The sequence below is a fragment of the Luteococcus sanguinis genome, from assembly GCF_039527675.1.
Classification (GTDB): domain Bacteria; phylum Actinomycetota; class Actinomycetes; order Propionibacteriales; family Propionibacteriaceae; genus Luteococcus; species Luteococcus sanguinis.
Genome location: NZ_BAAAKI010000008.1, coordinates 1 through 21,009, shown reverse-complemented (window position 1 = coordinate 21,009; position 21,009 = coordinate 1). Strand labels below are relative to the sequence as shown.

18 protein-coding genes and 2 riboswitches are annotated in these 21,009 nt (G+C 69.2%); of the genes, 5 read left to right on the top strand and 13 right to left on the bottom strand.

Annotated elements, in window-relative coordinates:
- Positions 1-28 precede the first annotated feature (28 nt).
- The 4 genes from ABD089_RS06885 to ABD089_RS06870 all read right to left on the bottom strand — a co-directional run bounded on the left by ABD089_RS06885 (position 29) and on the right by ABD089_RS06870 (position 4,521).
- Entirely contained in the window at positions 29-343 is a 315-nt protein-coding gene (locus ABD089_RS06885; RefSeq protein ID WP_343885545.1) for a DMT family transporter, read from the bottom strand.
- On the bottom strand, positions 340-684 hold the full coding sequence (locus ABD089_RS06880) for a DMT family transporter (RefSeq protein ID WP_343885544.1): 345 nt from the start codon (positions 682-684) through the stop codon (positions 340-342). Before ABD089_RS06880 ends, ABD089_RS06885 begins: the two co-directional genes overlap by 4 nt.
- A gap of 148 nt (positions 685-832) precedes the next feature.
- The gene (locus ABD089_RS06875) at positions 833-2,263 is read right to left on the bottom strand and encodes a cobyrinic acid a,c-diamide synthase CobB (RefSeq protein WP_343885543.1); all 1,431 of its coding nucleotides are present in this window, start codon (positions 2,261-2,263) and stop codon (positions 833-835) included.
- Complete coding sequence (locus tag ABD089_RS06870; RefSeq protein WP_343885542.1) at positions 2,227-4,521, bottom strand: VWA domain-containing protein; 2,295 nt, start codon at positions 4,519-4,521, stop codon at positions 2,227-2,229. The genes ABD089_RS06875 and ABD089_RS06870 overlap by 37 nt, the downstream gene beginning before the upstream one ends.
- 57 nt (positions 4,522-4,578) lie before the next feature.
- Positions 4,579-4,688, bottom strand: a riboswitch (cobalamin riboswitch).
- 86 nt (positions 4,689-4,774) lie between these two features.
- Here ABD089_RS06870 and cbiT point away from each other — a divergent pair.
- Positions 4,775-6,013, top strand: coding sequence for a precorrin-6Y C5,15-methyltransferase (decarboxylating) subunit CbiT (cbiT, locus tag ABD089_RS06865; protein WP_343885541.1), 1,239 nt, complete (start codon positions 4,775-4,777; stop codon positions 6,011-6,013).
- A 17-nt stretch (positions 6,014-6,030) separates the two neighbouring features.
- On the opposite strand, the gene ABD089_RS06860 is transcribed toward cbiT, so the two are convergent.
- The 4 genes from ABD089_RS06860 to ABD089_RS06845 are packed head-to-tail and all read right to left on the bottom strand — an operon-like array spanning position 6,031 to position 9,903.
- Positions 6,031-6,777 (bottom strand): cobalt-precorrin-4/precorrin-4 C(11)-methyltransferase, encoded by a 747-nt coding sequence (locus tag ABD089_RS06860; RefSeq protein ID WP_343885539.1) that lies wholly within the window; start codon positions 6,775-6,777, stop codon positions 6,031-6,033.
- Positions 6,774-8,324, bottom strand: coding sequence for a precorrin-2 C(20)-methyltransferase (locus ABD089_RS06855; protein WP_343885538.1), 1,551 nt, complete (start codon positions 8,322-8,324; stop codon positions 6,774-6,776). The genes ABD089_RS06860 and ABD089_RS06855 overlap by 4 nt, the downstream gene beginning before the upstream one ends.
- Positions 8,321-8,986, bottom strand: coding sequence for a precorrin-8X methylmutase (locus ABD089_RS06850; protein ID WP_343885537.1), 666 nt, complete (start codon positions 8,984-8,986; stop codon positions 8,321-8,323). The genes ABD089_RS06855 and ABD089_RS06850 overlap by 4 nt, the downstream gene beginning before the upstream one ends.
- A complete protein-coding gene (locus tag ABD089_RS06845; protein WP_343885536.1) occupies positions 8,983-9,903 on the bottom strand; it encodes a nitrite reductase in 921 nt (306 codons plus the stop codon). The genes ABD089_RS06850 and ABD089_RS06845 overlap by 4 nt, the downstream gene beginning before the upstream one ends.
- A gap of 101 nt (positions 9,904-10,004) precedes the next feature.
- Positions 10,005-10,072, bottom strand: a riboswitch (cobalamin riboswitch).
- Positions 10,073-10,221: 149 nt separating this feature from the next.
- Between ABD089_RS06845 and ABD089_RS06840 the strand changes: the two genes are divergently transcribed.
- Complete coding sequence (locus ABD089_RS06840; protein WP_343885535.1) at positions 10,222-11,214, top strand: nitronate monooxygenase; 993 nt, start codon at positions 10,222-10,224, stop codon at positions 11,212-11,214.
- Positions 11,215-11,235: 21 nt separating this feature from the next.
- Here the strand turns inward: ABD089_RS06840 and ABD089_RS06835 are convergent, their stop codons facing one another.
- The 3 genes from ABD089_RS06835 to ABD089_RS06825 all read right to left on the bottom strand — a co-directional run bounded on the left by ABD089_RS06835 (position 11,236) and on the right by ABD089_RS06825 (position 15,645).
- The gene (locus tag ABD089_RS06835) at positions 11,236-12,132 is read right to left on the bottom strand and encodes a phosphatase PAP2 family protein (RefSeq protein ID WP_343885533.1); all 897 of its coding nucleotides are present in this window, start codon (positions 12,130-12,132) and stop codon (positions 11,236-11,238) included.
- Positions 12,133-12,204: 72 nt separating this feature from the next.
- Entirely contained in the window at positions 12,205-13,746 is a 1,542-nt protein-coding gene (locus tag ABD089_RS06830; RefSeq protein ID WP_343885531.1) for an APC family permease, read from the bottom strand.
- Positions 13,747-13,794: 48 nt separating this feature from the next.
- On the bottom strand, positions 13,795-15,645 hold the full coding sequence (locus ABD089_RS06825; RefSeq protein ID WP_343885529.1) for an MBL fold metallo-hydrolase RNA specificity domain-containing protein: 1,851 nt from the start codon (positions 15,643-15,645) through the stop codon (positions 13,795-13,797).
- Between the two features lie 361 nt (positions 15,646-16,006).
- On the opposite strand from ABD089_RS06825, the gene ABD089_RS06820 reads away from it, so the two are divergent.
- Positions 16,007-17,644 carry an ORC-CDC6 family AAA ATPase gene (locus ABD089_RS06820; protein ID WP_343885528.1) on the top strand — a complete coding sequence of 546 codons (1,638 nt, stop codon included), beginning with the start codon at positions 16,007-16,009 and terminating at the stop codon, positions 17,642-17,644.
- Positions 17,645-17,905: 261 nt separating this feature from the next.
- Here ABD089_RS06820 and ABD089_RS06815 read toward each other — a convergent pair whose 3' ends face one another.
- Complete coding sequence (locus ABD089_RS06815; RefSeq protein ID WP_343885527.1) at positions 17,906-18,424, bottom strand: nucleoside/nucleotide kinase family protein; 519 nt, start codon at positions 18,422-18,424, stop codon at positions 17,906-17,908.
- Between the two features lie 111 nt (positions 18,425-18,535).
- Complete coding sequence (locus ABD089_RS06810) at positions 18,536-19,087, bottom strand: GNAT family N-acetyltransferase (RefSeq protein ID WP_343885526.1); 552 nt, start codon at positions 19,085-19,087, stop codon at positions 18,536-18,538.
- Between the two features lie 153 nt (positions 19,088-19,240).
- Between ABD089_RS06810 and ABD089_RS06805 the strand changes: the two genes are divergently transcribed.
- Together ABD089_RS06805 and ABD089_RS06800 are read left to right on the top strand one after the other, a co-directional pair.
- The gene (locus ABD089_RS06805) at positions 19,241-19,825 is read left to right on the top strand and encodes a GNAT family N-acetyltransferase (RefSeq protein ID WP_343885525.1); all 585 of its coding nucleotides are present in this window, start codon (positions 19,241-19,243) and stop codon (positions 19,823-19,825) included.
- A 176-nt stretch (positions 19,826-20,001) separates the two neighbouring features.
- Entirely contained in the window at positions 20,002-20,355 is a 354-nt protein-coding gene (locus ABD089_RS06800; protein WP_343885524.1) for a hypothetical protein, read from the top strand.
- Positions 20,356-21,009: the final 654 nt, after the last annotated feature.

Here is a 21,009-nt window from a genome sequence, read left to right as displayed (position 1 = left end):
CGATTTTGGCGGTCCGGGGGCCCAGTGCTCAGGAACCCAGCTCGATCAGCAGCACCCCGAGCATGATCAGTGCGATCCCGAAGATCATCAGGCGGGTGAGCGGTTCCTTGAACAGCACCCTCGTCGCGATCGCGGTGAGCGCGACCCCGACCGCCGACCAGATGCCGTAGGCGACGCCCAAGGGCAGGCCCTCCCGCAGCGCCAGTGACAAGAAGGTGAACGCCAGCACGTAGCCAGCACCGACCGGGACGTAGAACCAGCGGCGCCCCAGGGCGACCATCCGCAAACAGAGCGTCGCGGCGACCTCGGTGACGATGGCGGCCGACAACAGCAGCCAGGTCATGCGGCGATCTCGCGCTCGTGCGCACGCTGGGAGCCCAGTTCGACCGTGAGCACCCCGGCGATCACCAGCGCGATCCCCACGCCCATCAGCGCCGTGAGCGGCTCGCCGAACAACGCTGCCGAGGCCAGCGCGGTGGCGATCACACCGAGTGCCCCCCAGATGCCGTAGGCGATGCCGAGGGGCATCCCTGCTTGTAGGCAGCGGGTCAGGAACCAGAAGGATGCGATGTAGCCGACCACCACCACGAGGTAGAGCCAGCGGTCGTCCATCGCCCCCTTCAGGGCCAAGGATGCCGACACCTCGCTGACGATCGCGCCGGCGAGGTTGGTCCACTGCTTCATCGAGATCTCCTGGGAGGGCTGGTCAACCCCGCTACCGTGCCAAGCGGACAGGCAAGCACCAAACCCTCCTCAGCCACCCCCCAACCGGGGGAAACCAGCGCATCGAGATCTCGGTCCACACGCTGTTGCCGAAGTGGTGGGCTGAGCGTCACAACCCTGCGGTTGAAGCGATCAACCCGCCAGTCTTCCCACCATCCGAGCGCGCGGCGGCGTCGGCCAGCCGTTGCGCCAGCCGGGGATGGCCGGCCCAGTGCACGTGCAGGTAGGACGCGTGGACGCTGGGCCCGCAGAAGCCGAAGTCCGCTCCGTCGATGGTCCAGGCGGCGTGGAGGCCGTCGGTGCCGGCCGAGGGGTCGGTGGTGGTCCGGTGGAACTCGTGGCCCGTGACGACCTCGCCCACGCGGCTCAACAGGTCGTCCCCGACGGCCTTCGCGGACGGATACCGCAGCGTCAACCGGGGTGCCATTGCAGCGATCGTGGGCAGCGCGCCGACCATCGGCACCCCGTCGAGTTCCCTGCCCAGGTAGAGAAGCCCGGCGCACTCGGCGACCGTCGGCAGGCCGTCCGCGATCGCCTCGCGCACCTGCGCCAACAGCGGTGCATTGGCCGCCAACCGGTGTGCGTGCTCCTCGGGGAAGCCACCGCCAAGGTAGAGCGCGCGGGTGCCTTCGGGCAGGGGGTCAGCCAGTGGGTCGAACTTAACGACCCGGCACCCGGCGGCGGTCAGCAGCTCTGCGGTCTCGGGGTAGCGGAAGGTGAAGGCGGCGCCGGAAGCCATTGCGACGACCGGCATTCCCGCGACGGGCGTGACCTCGGCGGCGGGATCCCACGGTGCCTCGCGCAGGACGGGGGCGGTGTTCGCGAGTTCGACCACGGCGGTCAGGTCGACGTGCTGGCCGACGTGCTCGCCCAGCCGCTCGACCAGGGCGACGGCGTCGGGGAGCTCCGCCGCGGTGACCAGCCCGAGGTGCCGCGAGGGAGCCACCAGGTCATCGCGACGAGGGACGATACCCACCACGGGCAGCCCGGCGCCCTCCAACGCGCGGCAGATCTCGGCGGTGTTGCGCGTGCTGCCAGCCCGGTTGAGGATCACGCCACCGACCCGCACGGCAGGGTCGAAGCCCGCGAGCCCGGCGGCGACGGCCGCGATCGTCCGGCTGGCGCGGCCGACGTCCAGCACCAGCACGACCGGGGTCTGGGTCAGGCGGGCGACGTGCGCGGTGGACGCGAACCCGTCGGTGCCCAGACGCCCGTCGAACAGGCCCATCACACCCTCGACGACGGCGATGTCGGCGCCGCGCGCGCCGTGCAACAGCAGGGGCACGATGCGTTCCTCGCCGACCAGATGGGGGTCGAGGTTCCGTCCGGGACGCCCGGTGGCCAGCGCGTGGAAACCCGGGTCGATGTAGTCGGGGCCGACCTTGTGGCCGCTCACGTCGAGGCCGGACGAACGCAGCGCCGCCATCAGGCCGGACGAGATGGTCGTCTTGCCCGATCCGGTCGACGGCGCGGCCAGCACGAGGCGGGGCAGGTGGGCCACCATCAGCCCGCAGCCGTTATTGGGGAACTTTGGTTCCACTGGTGGTAGCCAAGTTTCCCCAATGATTCGGGGCCGGATGATTGGGGGGTCCGCATCTGGGTCACCGCGCCGGTGAGGGCCTGGGCCGTGACCTCGTCGACGGGCAGATGGTCGGCGCCCAGCCGGGCGGCCAGACCTCGAGCCAGACCCAGCCGCATCGGACCGCTTTCCGAGTCGATCACCACCGTGGACACGCCCAGCTGGGCCACCACGTCCGCTGCGGCCAGTGAACGGGCGACCGCATCCGGGCCGGTGGTCGCGCGTCCGTCGGTCACCACGACCAAAAGCGGGCGACGACGAGGGTCCCGAAGGCGTTCACGCTCCAGCACGCGGGCGGCCGCGAGAAGTCCCTCGGCCAGCGGGGTGCGTCCGCCGGCCGGGATCTCGTCGAGCCGCGCGGCCGCGATGTCGACCGATCGGGTCGGCGGGAGCACCAGCTCGGCGCCGTTCGCGCGGAAGCTGACCAGGCCAACAGTGTCGCGGCGACGGTAGGCATCCAGCAGCAGCGACAGGATCGCGGTCTTCACCTGGACCATCCGGCGACGGGCGGCCATCGACCCCGAGGCGTCGACGCAGAACAGGACGAGGTTCGCCTCACGCCCTTCCCGGATCGCAATCCGCAGGTCGTCCGCGTGCAGTTGCACCCTGGTTTCCCGGTTGATCGCGGTTTCCCGGTTGATCGCGGTTTCCCGGTTGATCGCGGTTTCCCGGTTGATCGCGTGTTGGCGCCGGGTGGGCTGGGCGCCGGCGGCGGCGCGAAGGGTCTCGGTGAGGTGGATGGTCCCGGGTTCGCCGGGGGTGGGGATGGTGGCGCCGATGCGGCGTCCGTCGGTGGTGATCGCGCGGGACCTGCGCCCGGACGCGCCCCGGCCGACGCCGCGAACGGCCAGGAGCTTGGGACGTGGGTTGGGGTTGGCGGCCTTGTGGAGCGAGGTGGGCCCGTCCGAATCCGGTGCAGCTGGCCGGTGAGACCCCTCGTCAGGCTTGGGGATCGTGGAGGGGTCCGGCTCGGGCACCGGGCTCACGTCGGCCGAGCTTGTCGAGGTGACCTCCGGCCCCTCAACCGGCGAATCAGGCTCGGTCGCAGTGTCGGGGCCGTTGGGGGGAGTGCTCGAATCGTCGGGCCCCTCGGCAGACTCGGGGGCTGTTGGGGGCTCAGTATCGGGGGGCGTGGAGGGATCGTCTGGATCGTCCCCGTCCCAGTCGTCCCCGTCCCAGTCGTCCCCGTCCCAGTCATCCTCGTTGAGCACGCGGTCGAGCAGTTCCTCGTCCAAGCCCGGGGCGTCGAAGGGATTGCGGCGCCGACGGTGCGGTAGGGCTAACAGCGCGGCCTGACGGATGTCGGCCTTGGTGACCTGCGCCCGGCCCGACCAGGCTGCGTGCGTGATCGCGGCGCGGGCGGTGACGATGTCGGCGCGCAGTCCGTCCACCTCGAAGGCGGCGCAGACCTTGGCGACCAGCTCCAACGCCCGGTCGCCCAGCCGCACCTGCGGCAGGTTCCGCTGGGCCGCCTCGATCCGGCGGGCCAGTTCTTCTTCCGTGCCAGCAAATCGCGCGGTGAAGGCGTCTGGGTCAGCGTCGTAGCGAAGCCGCCGGCGGACGACCTCAGAGCGTGGCGCGGAATCGCGCGGCGCCGCCACCTCGACCGTCAGGCCGAATCGGTCCAACAGCTGGGGACGCAGCTCGCCCTCCTCGGGGTTCATCGTCCCGATCAACGCGAACTTCGCCTGGTGGCTGAGCGAGATCCCGTCCCGTTCGACCGTGGAACGTCCCATCGCGGCGGCGTCCAGCAGCAGGTCGACCAGGTGGTCGTGGAGCAGGTTCACCTCGTCCACGTAGAGGATCCCGCGGTGCGCGCGGGCCAGCAGGCCGGGTTCGTAGGTGACCTCGCCAGCGCTCAGGGCCGACTGCAGGTGGATGGATCCGAGCACCCGGTCTTCCGTCGCACCGACCGGCAGTTCGACCAACCGAACCGGTCGTCGAAGGCGGGCAGAACCCACCTCGAAGGGACCATCCGGTGAGGTCGCCCGCGCATCAGCAGGGTCGATGGAGAAGCGGTCGTGCTCGTACACCTCGATCGGGGGCAGTACCGCCGCGAGCCCACGCACGGCCGTCGACTTCGCCGTCCCCTTCTCGCCGCGGACCAGCACACCGCCGATCTCGGCATTGATGGTGGCCAGCACCAACGCCAGTCCCATCGGCTCAAGCGCGTCGGGCGCGCAGCCGACGATGGCGGTGAAGGGGTAGTGCTGTGGCATGTGAGGCTCCCGCTCAGGTCCGTCCGGAGCGGCGCGTTGCCGCCCGGTCAGGCGCGAGGCCGGTCTTCGGACTCGCCCCGATCCCTGCGTTGCAGGGCCGGGGTCACCGCAGCGGGCCTGTGCCGGATTCCCACCGGCTTCCCAGATTCTCCCCACCGCCCGGCACCGCCGTTTCCGACCGCGCTGGCTCGTGGGGCACCTCGTGCCAAGTACTGCCCACCCTAGCGAAAGCGGCCCACGGTAGGTTCTGGCCATGGACGCATGCAGGGTTACCGTCGTCGGCATCGGCGCGGACGGATGGGACGGGCTCGGCCTGCGCTCCCAGCAACTGGTGACCGGGGCCGGCGTGCTCGTCGGCGCGCCGCGGCAGTTGGCCCTGGTGCCTGAGGTGGGGGTGCCCGAGGTGGGTGGGCAGCGGCGGCTGGAGTGGCCACGGCCCTTGAAGGCCGGTCTGGACGAGATGTTGGCCGGGCTGGTTGGCTCGGAGGTCGTGGCGCTGGCTTCGGGTGATCCATTGGTCTCGGGCATCGGGACGACCCTGGTGGATGCCTTGGGAGCCGACCGGGTGCGGGTCGTCCCCGCGGTCTCATCGGTCGCGCTCGCCCGGGCCGAACTGTGCTGGCCGGCGGAGTCGTGCGCGGTGGTCTCGGTGGTGGGGCGTCCGGTGTCGCTGGTGGCGCGCGAGCTGGCGCCGGGGCATCGGGTGCTGGTGCTGGGTTCGGACGAGTCCACGGCCGGTTTGGTGGCTGGACTCTTGTGTGAACAGGGTTTCGGCGCGTCGGTGATGCACCTGCTCGGGGACCTTGGTTCGCAGGCGCAGACCCATCGCGTGGTGCGGGCGGACGAGTTTGTGGGCGAGGGTCCGAGGTTGGGCGTGATCGCGCTGGACCTGGTCGGGCCACGTCGGCTGGGCTGGGTTCCGGGGCTGCCCGATGATGCCTTCGAGAACGATGGCCAGCTGACCAAGAGGGACCTGCGAGCCTCCGCGCTGGCGCGTCTGGCGCCGGTCCCCGGGGAGCACCTGTGGGATGTCGGGGCTGGTGCTGGTTCCATCGGCATCGAATGGGCCCGGGCGCACCCGACCTGCCGAACCACGGCGATCGAGGGGGACGTGGAACGCGCCGCCCGGATCGAACGAAATGCGGCGCGGCTGGGGGTTCCGGGGGTTCGGGTGGTGCATGGTCGGGTGCCTGAGGCATTGGCCGGACTGGATGCCCCGGACGCGATCTTCATCGGAGGCGGGACGGCGACGCCGGGTCTGCTGGACCAGTGCCTGGCCGCGTTGGCGCCGGGCGGACGTCTGGTGGCCCACGCGGTGACCCTGGAGTCGGAGCAGGCGCTGGCCTCGGCCTACGCCGAGCACGGTGGTGAGCTGACCCGGATCGCGGTCGAGAAGTCCGCGCCGGTCGGCCGCTTCACGGGATGGACGCCTGCTCGCACCGTCACCCAGTGGTCAGTGGAGCTGGGGGGTGAAGCAGGTTCAGCCCGCTGACGCCTGCTGACAGGCCCTCAGGTGTGGCGAGCCCGGCAGCTGTCGTAGAGGTGGCTCTCGCCGGGGTTCGTCGGGGCGAGGGAGCGGCCTACCAGGATCACGGCCGCCTGCTTCAGGGCGGCCTCCTTCACCTTGTCAGCAATTGAATCAACGCTCCCACGCAGCACCAGCTCGTCCGGCTGGCTCGCTCGGTGGACGACCACCACGGGGCAGTCACCGCCCACGTGCGGGCGCACCTCGTCCATCAGTTCCCCGACCCGCGTGATCCCCAGGTGCAGCACCAAGGTCGCGCCGGTCGCCGCGAAGGCCGCCAGCTGCTCGCCGTCCGGCATCGCCGTCGAACGCGCCTGCGCGCGGGTGAGCACCACCGACTGCGCCACCAGCGGCACCGTCAGCTCCTTGCCCACCAGCGCCGCGGCGGCCGCGTAGGCGGGGACACCGGGTGTCACATCCCAGTCGACTCCCGCCGCGTCGAGGCGCCGAGTCTGCTCCGACAGAGCCGAATAGACGCTCAGGTCGCCCGAGGCCAGGCGGACGACCGACTCGTGACGCGCGTGGGCGGACACCAGCTCGGCGGTGATCTGGTCGAGGTCCAGGTGCTGGGTGTCGACCAACCGGGCGTCCGGGCTGACATGTTCCAGCACCGCCGGGTCGAGGTAGGTGCCGGGGTAGAGGACGACGTCCGCCGCGGCCAGCAGGCGGGTGGCGCGGACGGTGAGCAGGTCGGCCGCGCCGGGCCCGGCTCCGACGAAATGGATGGTCATCGATCCCCCTCGACAGGCTCGGGCGTGACGAAACGAGGGCTCCAGACGCCGTGATTGTCGACCCTGGTTCCCGTGCAACCCACGATGACAAGGCAGGACATGTCGATGGTCGTCGGGTCCAGCTCGCCCAGCGTGATGACCTCCAGCCGTTCCCCCTCGCGTCCGACATTGCGTCCGACGATCACGATCGTCCCGGCGTCCTTGTGCTCCATCAGCACCTCGCGGGCGCGAGCGATCTGCTCGGTGCGCGTGCGCGATGCGGGGTTGTAGATGGCGAGCACCAGGTCGGCCTGCGCGACGTGACGCAGCCGGTTCTCGACCACCTCCCACGGCTTCAACCGGTCGGACAGCGAGACGACGGCGAAGTCGGCGCCCACCGGGGCGCCTGCTCGGGCGGCGACGGCCTGCACCGCGCTCACCCCCGGCAGCACCCTGATCGGGACGCCTGCGAACCGCTCGTCCTGCGCGGCCTCGAAGACAGCTGACGCCATCCCGAAGACCCCCGCATCGCCGCCCGACACGACCGCGACCCTCTCGCCGGCCAGTGCCAGCTCGAGGGCCTCTCGGGCGCGGTCGACCTCGACGGTGTTCCCGGACGCGTGCCGCACCAGTCCCGCGCGCTGGGGCACCCGGTTCACATAGGGCGCGTAGCCCATCACGTGGCCAACGGTGGCCAGAGCGTCGGTGACCTCCGGGGTGGTCCAGCGGTCGGGCCCGGGCCCAAGACCGAGGACGAGCAGTTCCGCGGGGGTCGCCTCGGCAGGCTCGGACCCTTCCAGAGGCTCGGGGTTCTTGGAGCTGACCATGCGGGACCGCTGCCCGTGGAGCGCGTCCCCCGGGACCACCACCAGTGAGAAGTACGGCACCGACGACTCGTCCACCTCCGCCACCGGCAGCCAGCGCTCGGAGGGCATCGACGCGCGCTCGACGTACAGCGCGCCGTCCAGACGCCCGGCGGCGGCCAGGGCCCGGCGGACCGCCGGGAAGGTTCTGCCCAGCTTCATGATCACCGCGCCGTCGGTGTCGGCCAGACGTCGTGCCAGCTCTGGCTCGGGCAGGGTGCCGGGGAGCACCGTCAGCACGTCCTCCTGGCGCACCAGGGCGGTGGCCGTGGTCGCCGTCGCTGCCGCGAAGGCAGGCACGCCCGGCACCACCTCGACCTCGAAGCGTCCGCTCAGCCGGTCATGCAGGTACATGAAGGATGAGTACAACAGCGGGTCACCTTCGGCGAGCAGGACGACGTCCCGGCCGGCCGCCAGGTGGGCCGCCAGACGCTCCGCAGCCGACTGGTAGAAGTCCCCGAGCGCGCTCTCGTAGCCGTCCGGGTGGTCAACCGATCCCGTTGTCACGGGGTACTCGAGACGTTCCTCGACCACGCCGGTGGGCAGCATCGAGGCCACCACCGATCGCGCATTGGACGGACGTCCAGGAGCACAGTGGTAGGCCACCACCGCAGCCCCCGACACCAACCGCGCCGCCTTCACCGTCATCAGGTCGGGGTCGCCAGGGCCCACCCCGACGCCGTACAGCCGTCCCGCCACGCTCACTCCTGTTCCTGGGCCAGCGCGTTGAGCGCCGACGACGTCATCGCCGAGCCGCCGCGGCGGCCCGTCACGGTCACGAAGGGGATGTCGATGCCATGGTCGCGCGAGAGGTCGACCAGTGCCTGCTTCGACTCGGCGGCGCCGATGAAGCCGACCGGGCAGCCGACGATCGCGGCCGGACGGGGGGCTCCGGCGATCAGCATCTCCATCAGGTGGAAGAGCGCGGTCGGCGCATTGCCGATCGCGACCACCGCGCCCGCCAGCCGGGACGCCCACAGGGAGACGGCGGCGGCGGTCCGGGTGGTGGCCCATTCGGTGGCCAGCCCGGGGACGCGCGGGTCGTTGAGCAGGCAGAGCACCTCGTTGTCGCGCGGCAACCGGCTGCGCGTCACCCCGGTGGCGACCATGGTGGCGTCGCACAGGATCGGGGCACCGCCTTCCAGCGCCGTACGTGCCGAGCGCACGAGGTCCGGGTGGACGACCATGTCGTCCGCGAGGTCGACCTGACCGGAGCCGTGGATCATTCGGACGGCCAGTTTCTCTGCTTCGGCAGGGATCCGGCTGAGGTCGGCCTCGGCCCGGATGGTCGCGAAGGAGTCGACGTAGATTGCGGCCCCGCGGTCGATGTAGTCATAGGCGCGGGGCGGACGCGTGGGCTCGCTCATCGAAGACCCGCCAGGCTCGGCTGGTTGGTCGGCAGCAGGATGCCCTGCCAAGGGGTGACGACGACATTGGTCGCCTCGCCGCAGAGGGCCTCGATGCCCGCGTGGTCCAGGCCCTGTTCCGGGACGTGGTGGTGGACGCCCGCAGGGGTCTCGCCGTAGGGGAGCGGACCCTGTGGAGCGGGCAGGTCCGCGTGCGGTGTGGTCGTGGGGACGAAGGGTCGGTCCAGCTCGTCGACGTGCCAGGCGGCGGACGCCGAGGTGCCGCGCGCGGTGACGAATTCGTGCGCGAGCCGGGCCAGGTGGTCGGCCGCCTCGGTGAGCGGGACGACCTCGCCCCAGCCGGAGCCGATCCGCAGTTGGCCGCGGTCGGCGTCGAGGGCGACCAGGCCCAGGTCGGTCCAGTGGTCGACCAGGTCACCGCGTCCGTCATCGAGACAGAACAGGAACTTGCCGGGCAGCTGGGCCATGGCGGGGCTGGAGGTGATGAGCTCGTCCATTCGGGTGGCGACCGGGCGAAGGTCGGCACGAGTGACGGCGAGGTGCGTGGTGGTGGCTGGCCGCGGAGCCCCCTCGGCAGGCGCGGGAAGCGTTCGGGGTTCGGGAAGCGTCCCGGGGGAGACCATGATGTTGCGCACCAGGTCATGGGACAGCGAGCCGACCAGACCGGTGGAGGCCAGAGCCGCGAGGGCATCGTCCGTGAGCTTGTCACCGTCGGCCGGGAAGGCCCGAACCTGGAGGTTGGCGCGGTTGGTGACGTGCACCCGTCCGTCGCCGAAACGCTCGGCCACCTCGGCCAGCGCCAGCAACTGGTCCCGCGTGGTGGCGCCACCGACCAGCCGGATCCGGACCAGCAGTCCGTCTTCGGCGGGCCAGGGGCGGGTCACTCCCGGGCAGCGGTCGGGTCTGGTGCGCTTCATCGATGCTCCAGCGTGAGGTCGCTTGCGGTCCACGGGGGACGACGGCAGGGCTCACGCGACCGCGCCGTCGGGTCTCTCGCCCGCGGGTGGAATCGCCCCTGGAGTTCCTGACTCACGCACCTCGGCGCTCACAGTGGCGGGACCGTCCCGGGTTTGCACCGGGTTCCTCCGCTGGGGACGCGGTCAGTCTCCCACACGCACCCCGATGCTCGACCAGATACCCCCAGGTGTGCCGGTTTTTGCGCAGAAGGCCCGCCAGGAGGTCGATCGGGGCAAGCTCGGCGCACATCTTGGCTCGCCGCGTGTTGGGATGGAGGCATGTGGCCCCAACTGAATCGCCCGATCGTCGCCGCGCCGATGGCCGGAGGTCCCTCCACCGCGGAACTCGTCGCCGCGGTCTGCACTGCTGGCGGCACGGGATTTCTCGCGGCCGGCTACAAGACGGCCGTGGCGATGGAGCGGGAAGTGGTAGCCACCCGCGAGCTCACCGACCGTCCCTTCGGGGTGAACCTCTTCGTGCCGCACGAGCCCTCCCAGCGACGCGATGAGGCGGCAGTGCGGGCCTACGCCGAGCGCATCGGCGCCGACTACTCGCGCGTCAACTGGAGCGACGACGACGGCTGGTACGACAAGCTCGCGGTGCTCACCCAGGTCGACCCGGTGCCGATGGTCAGCTTCACCTTCGGCTGCCCGTCGGACGACGACATCGCCGCCCTGCATTCCGTCGGGACCACCTGCCTGGTCACCGTCACCGACCTGGACGAGGCCCGCGCGGCCGCCGCCGCGGGTGCCGACCTCCTCGTCGTCCAGGGCTTCGATGCGGGCGGACATCGGGCCACCCACGAGGTCAGCAAGGAACCCAACCACCGCGACGCCCTGGCCCTGCTCGACGAACTGCGCGAGGTGGGCCTGCCGATGGTCGCGGCGGGCGGCGTCGGCGGCCCGGGCGATGTCAGGCGGATGCTCGACGCCGGCGCGGTGGCGGTGCAGTGCGGCACCGCCTTCCTTCGCTGCCCGGAGGCCGGCACTTCGGCCACCTACCGAGAACTGCTGAGCACCGGCCGCGAAACGGTCGTGACGAGGGCCTTCAGCGGTCGTCCTGCCCGCGGGCTGCGCAATGCCTTCCTCGACGCGTACTCGGCCGAGGCGCCGTCGGTGTTCCCGCAGGTGGACCAGCTCACCAAGCCCCTGCGTGCCGAGGCAACCAGCTGCGGTCGCACGGACGAAATCTCCGGCTGGGCGGGGCTGGGATGGCTGCAGGCGCAGGAGATCCCGGCGGCCGGGGTGGTCGCCCACCTCAGCCAGGGCTGAGACCCAAGCCTGCGAAGATGGTCAGCCTCGGCGCGCGTCCAGCCGTTGCACCAGGCGCAACAGCACGGCCATGCCCGCGCAGGCGACGCCGACGATGCCCAGCGAGCTGGCCGCGTAGGCGGTGAAGGTGGTGTCACGGGTGAACTCGCCCAGGTCGCGCGCCCACCAGATGCCCCAGAAGGCGAGGGCCAATGCCACCAGCCCGCCGGTGAACAGCAGCCCCGGCCAGAAGCGCGATGGGGGTGCGCTCACGGTGCGTTCGGCGGACGTCCGTCCGAGCAGCCGGTAACGCAAGGCCTCGATCGCGAGCGCCATCAACGCCCAGCAGAAGCAGACCAGCAGGGCCGCGACGACGTCCGAGGGACGGTGCCAGCTGGACGCGACGGTCGACCAGCCGAAGGCCACCATGCCGAGGGCCCCGAGACAGGCGGCCAGCACGCGCAGCGCCGGGGGTGCGACCAGGACGGCCGCGACGCACGCCGAGGCGGCGGCGGTCGTGTGCCCGCTGGGCAGCGAGTTCACGTTCGCCATCGAGGTCGTCGACCCCATCAGGTCGGACCGGGTGAAGATCGAGTACTTGAGCACCTGCGTGGAGAAGTTCGCCCCGGCGATGACCACGGCTGCCTCCAGGGCGAGCAGCCAACGACGCCGCAACAATGCAGTGGCCGCGACGACGACCATGGCCAGCGCGATGGCCGGCACGGAGACCTTGTTCAGCAGCCAGTAGTTCAGCCGAATGACGTAGTGGGAACCGATTCGCCCGCCCTCGAGGGCCGCGGCGTCCATCACCTGGCCGGAGCGGGTGCCCACGAAGAACCACCACAGCGCGACGATCCCGAAACCGGCCGCGGCCGACAGCAGGAAGGGACGCAGCCAAGCCCACGTGGAGTCATGTGTGGTGTGGATGGCGCTCGACATGACGAACATTCTCTCCGACCCAGCCAAGAGCCAGCTGAATGGCGCCACGGCACGACGGCCAGCGGTGGGCGGCTACGGCGCCGTGCCGATCTGCTCGCGCACCGGCTTCGCGAGCCAGTAGCCGAGCAGTCCGATCACGCCGAGCACGGCCAGCGTCCCGAGCGTGAAGACCTCGAACTGGGTGCGGCTGACGCCCCACGCGTCCACGAAGTCGTAGTCGACGCCGAACAGCGGTTCCAGGGTGCCGGGGAAGACGGCGACCCACGAGCCCAGCGCGATCCAGGCGAAGGTGACCACGCCCATCGCCAACCAGCCGGCATTGCCGACGGGCACGCGGAAGGGGCGTGGGACGTCCGGACGGACGGTGCGCAGCCGGATCGCCGCCGGGAAGACGAGCAGGTAGGCCAGCAGGTAGGTGGTGATCGAGATGATCAGCACCACCTCGAAGACCGAGGCAGCAGAACCGTCCACCTGCATCGCGGCCAGCAGGAAGACCGTCCCGACCACGCCCGAGAGCAGGTTCATCCGGACGGGCGTGCCGAGGCGGCGGTTGAAGTGTCCGAAGAAGCCGCCGTAGAAGGCGCCGTCGGCGGCGGCCATCGCCTGCATCCGGTCGGAGACCATCATCCAGGCCGCGCCCTGGGCGACGAAGGTGAGCACCAGCAGCAGGGAGACGACGCGCATCACGGAGTCGGCCGCGCCGCCGAAGACGCCGAAGACGATCTTGGTGGCGTCGAGGAAGCCGCCCACTCCCGACAGTTGGTCCTTGGGGACGACGGCCAGGATCGCCGCGATCGGCAGGATGTAGCAGGCGGCGGCGATCGCGGTGGAGCGCAGCACGCCGACCGGCACATCGCGCAAGGGATTTTTCATCTCGGCCGCCGCGGAACTGCCGGAGTCGAAACCGAGGAAGGCGAACAGCAGCACGGGCGTCGCGCCGAGGAAGCCCATCAGGGTCGGGCTGAAGTCGCCGGCCGACATGGGCGCCATGCCGTTGTTCACCACATAGGCGATCGCCGAGCCGACGAACAGGACCAGGATCAGCACCTTGAGGATCGCGCCCACTGTCGGCAGCCACTTGCCGTAGTGCAGGCTGATGATCGCGGCCAGCACCGTCAGCCAGGTGAAGCCCAGCTTGAAGGCGTAGTCAGTGGCGCTTCCGGCGGAGATCTGCCCGAGCCCGGCGTGGTTCCAGGTCTCGGTGGCCAGGAAGCTCATCGTCCCGCCGACCCAGACCGGCTGTGTCACCCAGGTGAGCAGGGACGCGATCGCGGCCCACGGACGTCCGAAGGCGTCGCGCACCCAGGTGTAGGCGCCGCCCTCCTCGGCGAAGGCGGAGCCGGTCTCGGCGAAGATCAGGCCGTAGGGGATCAGGAAGGTGACGGCCAGCACGAGGGTCCAGGTGAAGGCCTCGGCGCCGTAGGTCGAGACCTGCCCAAGGTTCTCCAGCCCGATCACCGCAGCGACAAGCAGGAAGATGATGTCGAAGCGTCCCAGGGTCTTGCGCAGCAGACTGGTCTGCTGTTGCGCGAGCGCGGTGGGCGTCTGGTTGTCCAGCGTCCTGTCGGAGCCTGTCGTGTTGGGCGCTGCCTTGTCGAGGGCGGGGCTGCTCATCTGCCGTCTTTCCGGCGCCCCACCGGAGGGGACGGCCAGCTCCAAAATCTAGGCGTCGCTGGCCTCGGACGGACGGGGGGTCCGGCCCGCGGATGGCTCCACGGGCTGGGCCGGTGTCGACGCGGTGGCGGACTCGCCCCCGGACACCTCGTCCACGCCCGTGATCCGGCCACCGTCCAGGGACAGGAAGAGGACAACCTCTCGTCCACCTGCCACACCGCGGGCGACGGCGCGACGTCCGGCGTCGACCAGGTCGACCAGCTCGAAGCCGCGCAGACCGGCCGCCCAGGCGCCGGCGTCGACGGGCAGCCCACCGGAGGTCACCGGGCCCGCGACCAGACCGCCCAGGGCTGCCCCATCGCCCGACTCCAGCGCTCGCGCCAGCCGGTTCGCGAGCTGCAGGGTGGTGAGCCCGGCACCCGTCCCCGCTGGCACGGAACCCGTGGCAGGCATGGGAATCGGGATGTGCGGCGGCGCTCCGACGAGCTCGGGGGACTCGATCTCCGGACCCTGCTGCGCCGGCCCGACCTCGACGCTGACCACCTCGCCGTAGCTGGGCACCACGCAGGTGATGCCGAACTCGGTGACGATGCGCTCCTTGAGCGCGGCGGCCGAGTCGGGTTCGCCGTGCACGAGGTAGACGGTCCTAGGTTTGCGGGGCAGGTCGCGCAGCCAGTCGAGCAGGTCGGAGCAGTCGGCGTGGACGCTGAACTCCTTGTCTTGCACGATTTCCGCGCGGACGGGCACATAGCGTCCGTGCATCTTGAGTTCCTTCGCGCCGTCCAGCAGCACCCTTCCGCGCGTCCCGACGCCCTGGTAGCCGGTCAGCACGACCGAGTGCCGCTGGTCGGGGAGCATGTGCTCGAGGTGGTGCACCACGCGTCCACCGGTCGCCATGCCGGACGAACTGATGATGATGCAGGGGAACTTCGGGTTGTTGAGTGCCTTGGACTCCTCGGCTGACTTCACCTCGCGAAGGCCCTTGAGGTCGGTGAAGTCGTCGACGTGGATGTCGGGTCGCAGCTCGTCGGAGTTCCGGTAGACCTTGAGCGCCGCGAGCGCCATCGGCGAGTTCACGAAGACGGGAACCTCGGGGATCCGTCCGGCCTTGCGCAGTTCGGTGACGACCTTGAGCACGGCCTCGGTGCGGTCGACGGCAAAGGCGGGGACGAGCACCGACCCACCCCGGGCGACGGTCTTGCGGATCGTCTCGGCGAACAGTTCGTGCGGCAAGCCCTCGGGCTCGGGATGCTCGCGGTCGCCGTAGGTCGACTCCATCAGGACGTGGTCGGCGCCCTGAGGGATGCCGCGCGGCTTGAGGACCGGGTGGTCATGGCGTCCGAGGTCGCCGGAGAACAGGATCGAGCGCCCGTCGTGGGTCATGTTCACGCACGCCGAGCCGAGGATGTGCCCGGCACGGGTCAGCCGGATCTGCAGTCCCTCGCGCAGGTCGACGTCGGTGTCGAACTCGATCGGGCGGAACAGGCGCATCGTCTCCCGGACGTCGTCCTGGGTGTACAGCGGCAGCGGCGGTTTGTGCTTCGACCAACCACCCTCGGCGGCGTCCTTCGCGTCCATCTCCTGCAGGTGGGCGGAGTCCATCAGGACGATCTCGGCCAGCTCGATGGTGTCCGGAGCACACCAGATCGTGCCGGTGAAACCGTTCTTGACGAGCGCGGGAAGGTAGCCGACGTGGTCTAGGTGGGCGTGGGTGAGGATGAGGTCGCTGATCGAGCCGGGATCGACCGGGAACTTCTTCCAGTTCATCTCCCGCCACACCTTCTCCCCCTGGTAGAGGCCGGCGTCGACCAGTACGTGGCGCTCGCCGATCGTGACGAGGTGCTTGGAGCCGGTGACGGTGCCGGCTGCGCCCAGGAACGTCAGTGTCATCTGTGCCATGGCTCCACTCTGCTGGTGTTCGGGGGCCAGTGGTCAGGAATCGGACGAGAGTTCACCCAACCGAAAGCCTCCGTGGGAGTGTCGAGATGCAGCGAAGGTTGCACGCGGGCCCCGATATGCAGCATAGGAACGACCTGAGAGCCGGGAACGCCCGGGCTCGGCGCTGCGCGGTGTGCGTGAGCATCCTCTTCCGCCGAGATCAGGACGAGCGGCCATGCGCCTGCGCAGACCCGGCAGCACCTCCAACCCGCGCAAACGTTGGGATGCGGCCGGCTGCACTCCCCGACACGGTCGGCCAGGCGTGGCAAGATTCGATGCACGGGGCAGCCGAACCCGGGACCGTCGGGAAGGGGAGTGCACCGTGGACACCAAGATCCTGCTGAGCGCGCTGCAAGAGGTCGAGAAGCGCGCCGAGCGGGTCAGCGAGGAGGACGTGCTCGCGACGTACGTCAACGTCGAATCGCTGACCGCAGCCCTAGGAACGAGGGACAACGGCATCGTCTTCGGTCGCCGGGGCACCGGCAAAACCCACGCGTTGAAGTACGTGGCGCAGACCGAGCGGGAGAAGGGTAACCGGGTCGTCTACATCGATATGGAGCAGGACGTCGGCTCCACCGAGGGCCGCTACGCCGACCCCAACCTCAGTACCAGCGAACGGGCGACTCGTCTCGTGGTCGATGTGCTGAGCATCGTCCACACCCAACTGCTCGAAGCCGCGTTCGCGGGCGACGTCAAGGTGCAGATCGACGTGCTCGACCAGATGCTCGACCACTTCCAGGAGGTGCTGGTCGCCCAAGAGACCGAGCAAGAGGACGCTCGAACCGATCGGTCGGCGCAGGGATCGCAAGCCGATGCCGGGGTTGGATTGACTTCCCGAGGGCTGCCGTCGCTGAAACTCGGCGCGCGCTCGACGCGCGAGACCGCCCGCGAAGACGGCGTACGGACCCGGCAGACGGGCGTGATCCGGCACCGCATCCACTTCGGCGGCGTCACGCAGTCGATACGCCGGGCCATCGAGGCAGATGACGCCCAGCGGTTCTGGCTGCTCATTGACGAGTGGAGCGGCATTCCCATCGACCTCCAGCCGTACCTCGCCGAGATGCTCCGGCGGTTGTTCTTCGGCATCCCCAAGGTGTCCGTGCGCATCGCCGCCATTCCGCACCGCTCGGAGTGGCGCATCGCGGGTGAGCGCGGCAACTACATCGGTGCGGAGATCGGTGCGGACCTGTTCCCGCTGCTGGACCTCGATGAGTTCGTGGTGTTCCCCGCCCGCAGCCGCGAGGAGCAGGTGCAGCGATCCCTGTCGTTCTTTCGGGCCTTGCTGTTCCGTCACATCTCGACTGCTGTAGTCGGCATGGGCGAGGAGCCGCCCCAGTCCGAGGACGACCTGATCAGCTCACTGTTCACCCAGGTCACCTCGTTGCAGGAGGTCATCCGCGCGGCCGAGGGCGTGCCCCGGGATGCGCTCAGCATCGTCGGCCGTGCCGGACTTCGCGCGGGCGGGTCCAAAATTTCCGTGACCCACGTCCGCGAGGCCTCTTCCCAGCTGTACACCACGACCAAGGCAGCACAGCTCAACGGCGTCCCTGTCGCGCGCGCTCTGCTCGACCGCATCCTGAGCGACGTGATCTCCGGCCGCAAGGCGCGGGCGTTCCTGATCAAGCAGGATCAGACACAGGACCCCCTCATTCAACAACTCGTGGACGACCGCATCCTGCACATCATCAAGCGCGGGTGGTCCGGCAAGGACAATCCCGGCGAGCGGTACGACGTCCTCCAGATCGACTACGGCTGCTACGTTCACCTGCTTGGCACGAACGCCGCCCCGCAGAGCCTGCTAGGAGGGGACGACGACGACGAGTTCTCGGCCGTCGTGGGTGACATCGTGGTGCCGGACGATGACTATCGCGCTATCCGTCGCGCGATCCTCGACCTGCCGACCATGCTCGCGGACATCACCGCCAGCACCGACACTTACGCCGCCCCAACTGCTGACTAGATGGAGCGCGAATTTCTTGCCGTTTGGGAACGCGGACCGGGGCGTGCTGCGTCCTGGCAATGGCCTCCGCCGGCGACATGTCGTGGGCGCTCGGTCTGGTCCTGGTCGTGGCGCCAGGCCGCCGTGGCCCGTTGGCTGCTTGGAAGATCTCGGCAATGGTTGCCGCGTCGCTCGGCCTGTACCCACGGAGGATGGTCGAGTTCCTTGCGCAATCGTCGCATTGTGGACTTCCGCTACTGCCGCGATTGGAAGCCCTGAGGACTACCGACTTGCTAGATCGTCCGCGATTGCCTCCGCCCGAGTCAGCAACTGGTCGACCACGATCCCCAAAGGCTGGGTCGCATCAACCCTCACCCCACTTGCGGGAACATCCGTGCCAAGTTCATGCAGCCGCAGGACGAAGGCCTTCTCTTCCGGCAGCGATCCGAACTCGTCACTCGGACGTTGCGACAGGCGAGTGAGAAGGCTGTCGCGGTCGACATCAAGGACGAACACCTCATCGAAGACGTCCAGGAAACGCTTGAAGTTGCGCGAGCCGCCGCAGAAGAAGGTGAACCGCTGATCGGTCTGCCCAGCGATCGCCCAAACCCGGTCCTCACACCACAGGTGATGCTCGTGGCAGGCGGGCTCGGTGGACGGCAAGCCGGTGCTCGGGTCACCCTGGTAGGCGAGTTCGGTATCGCCATTGATCGCCTGGTAGCCGCGGCGGCGCAGCTCGTGGCACACCGAAGTCTTTCCCGTCCCTGAGACGCCCTCGACCAGAAGGTTGTACTCGCCCATGCCCCTGAGGCTAGGGCCAGCGCTGCCCAGAGCGCCTGTCAATTTGGCTGGCCGAACGCACGCTACTGCCGCTGGTGGGTCACGGACCCGCCAGCGGCAGAAACGCCTCGGCTACCTCATGATCGGCTGACTGAATCGCCGGCAGACGTAGACGCGCTCGTAGGTGGCCCGCAGCTGAGCCTCATGCTCCAACGAGGCTTGGCAGTACGCCAACAGGGGTCCCGACAAGGGAGCGGGTGAGGACCAGCCGTCGCCACCGGGCTCGTTCCATCCCTTGTAGACGTGGAGGTAGTGGTCAGACTCGCCGAATCCCCGGCTCCGGTACCAAGCCAGAGTGTCCGGATCCTCGCGGGTCCAGGCGTCCAGAGTGGTGACAGTGGCGGGCAGGCGGCGCATGCCTTCGGCCAGCAGTGCCGTGCCGATGCCTCGGTGTTGGTGATTGGGATGGACACAGACGGTGTCGATCGTTGCGAGTTCATCCTGGATGCAGACGTCCAAGATGCCGACCACATCGGCGCCCTCGGCGGCGACGAGTTGGATCTGGGAGTCGGTGGGGCGTTTGGTCCACACGTCGTCGTAGTAGCAGGTGTCGAGGAAGGCCAGGACGCGGCAGCGTAGCCAGCTCTTCTCGTCGGGGGTTTCGTAGTTCCTGATTTCGGGCATGGAGGTTCCTAGGTCGTCGCGACAGGTGATGAGGAACTTCATGCCCGGAACATGCCGCACACGCTAGCTGACGACAGCACCAGATGCGCGCACTTTTGCCGCGTCCGGTGCGGGTGCCTGCCACGTGGTGACGAATGGGTCATACTCGACGCCATGGACAGCAGACGCCCTCACACCCGCGATGAGGTCCTCACGTTCTGGCACGAGCGGGACCTTGGCGACGGAATGTTCCTCCGCCCCTTGCGCCAACACCACAGCACCCGCTTTACGGAACTCGCCCACCGCAACCAGGCCGAGATCGGAGCCTGGGCCAACTGGGTCTGGTCCCCGTTCGGCCCTGCCGAAGCCACAGCCGAGATCACGCGACTCGAACCAGGCGACCGCGGACCATGGGGCCTCCCCTTCGCGATCGAGCTTGACGGCGCCATGATCGGCTTTGCCCACATCTTCGACATTCGGTTCGTCCTGTCCATCGCTGATGTGGGGTACTGGATTGACCACGACAACGCAGGCCGAGGGATCACCACGAGGGCCGTTCGAGCCCTGTGTGACCTCGCGTTCGACGAGATGGGCCTCCACCGCGTCGAGCTTAGGTGCTCACCCGACAACCATGGCTCCAGAGGAGTCGCCCGCAAGGCCGGCTTCATCGCTGAAGGAATCCTCCGCGACGCGTGGCGCGTCCAAGGGCGGGCACAATCACTGGTCATGCACTCGCGGCTCTCCACAGACCCCAGCTGACCGCGATCATCTGCCGCTGACCGAGCTGTCGGAGAGACAACGGGCGCGAACCCCGCTGCCCAGTTCCCGCAGCTTCCGTCTCGATTTTTGTCGCCCGTACCCACCTGCAAAGGGACGAGACACAGCCCATTGGGTGCGCCTCTCCTGGCTTAAGGGAGCAGACTTGGAAGCGACGAGTGGACCAGAAGGGGGCGCTGGTGGTTGACCTCAGCTGGATCGTGGTTGCTCTTCCCTCGCTGTACCAAGGCGTGAAGTTCGGTCCTTGGCGGTTTCATTGGTATTCCGCACGTTTGGAGGTGGCGTCCATCGCGGTGCTTCTCGTGTCGAACGTGCCGGCCATCACTGTCAGCGCGTGGCTCTGTGACGCGGGGCGTGCCTGGTTGGCGCTCGTACCGGTTGTCCTGCCGTTGGCGGGGACGGTCGCGCAGGCCCAGCTAGCGCAGGCGGACCGCATGGAAGATGAGCAGTGGCAACAGCACTTCCGGAGCCGTGCCCAGGAGAACGGGGATCACGCTCGACCCCGGGCGTGAACCTCGAGGTCATGCAGGAGGGATCGCGATGGGGTGGATACTCAGTGAGACCGTCAGTGACGACCGACCCTCGTGGAGGCGCTTCTCGCGGCGAGGGCGATTCCTGATCACGACAGGCCAAGCCGCGTTGGAGACTGACGACGCAGGTGTCCTTCAGCGGGTACTGGACGCGGCTGGCGGTGATCATCGAGAGTACGGCGTCTTGATGCGTAGGCTACGGGCCGCGCAGGACGAGCTCGGGCCGGGGGCGGCAGTTTCGTTTCCCGACGGGGACCGGTTCGCTTCGGTGGAGATAGCCCTCTCGCACCTCGGTGGATGAAATCTCGCTGCCGGGCGCAGCGTGGGCATCGGAGGTCCACCTGTGTGTTTGACGTCGCCTTGCCCTGTGCACGATGTCCGGTCGAGTCGAATGGCGCGTGGAGGCACTGGCCCCTCGAACGCATCGAGCAGCGCGTCCCAGGAAGCACCTGTTCAGAACGACGCCCGGCGGCCCAGACCAGCCGCGAAGGAACTACTTTGCCGCCAACCGCGACAGTCGAGGATCCGGCAGCGGCTCTTCGAATCGTCCTCGGTCGCCTGTAGACGAAAGCACTCAACTGGCACCCCTCTGTGTCAAGAAGGGGTCATGACGCGATCGGCAGCGGGGTCGTAGTG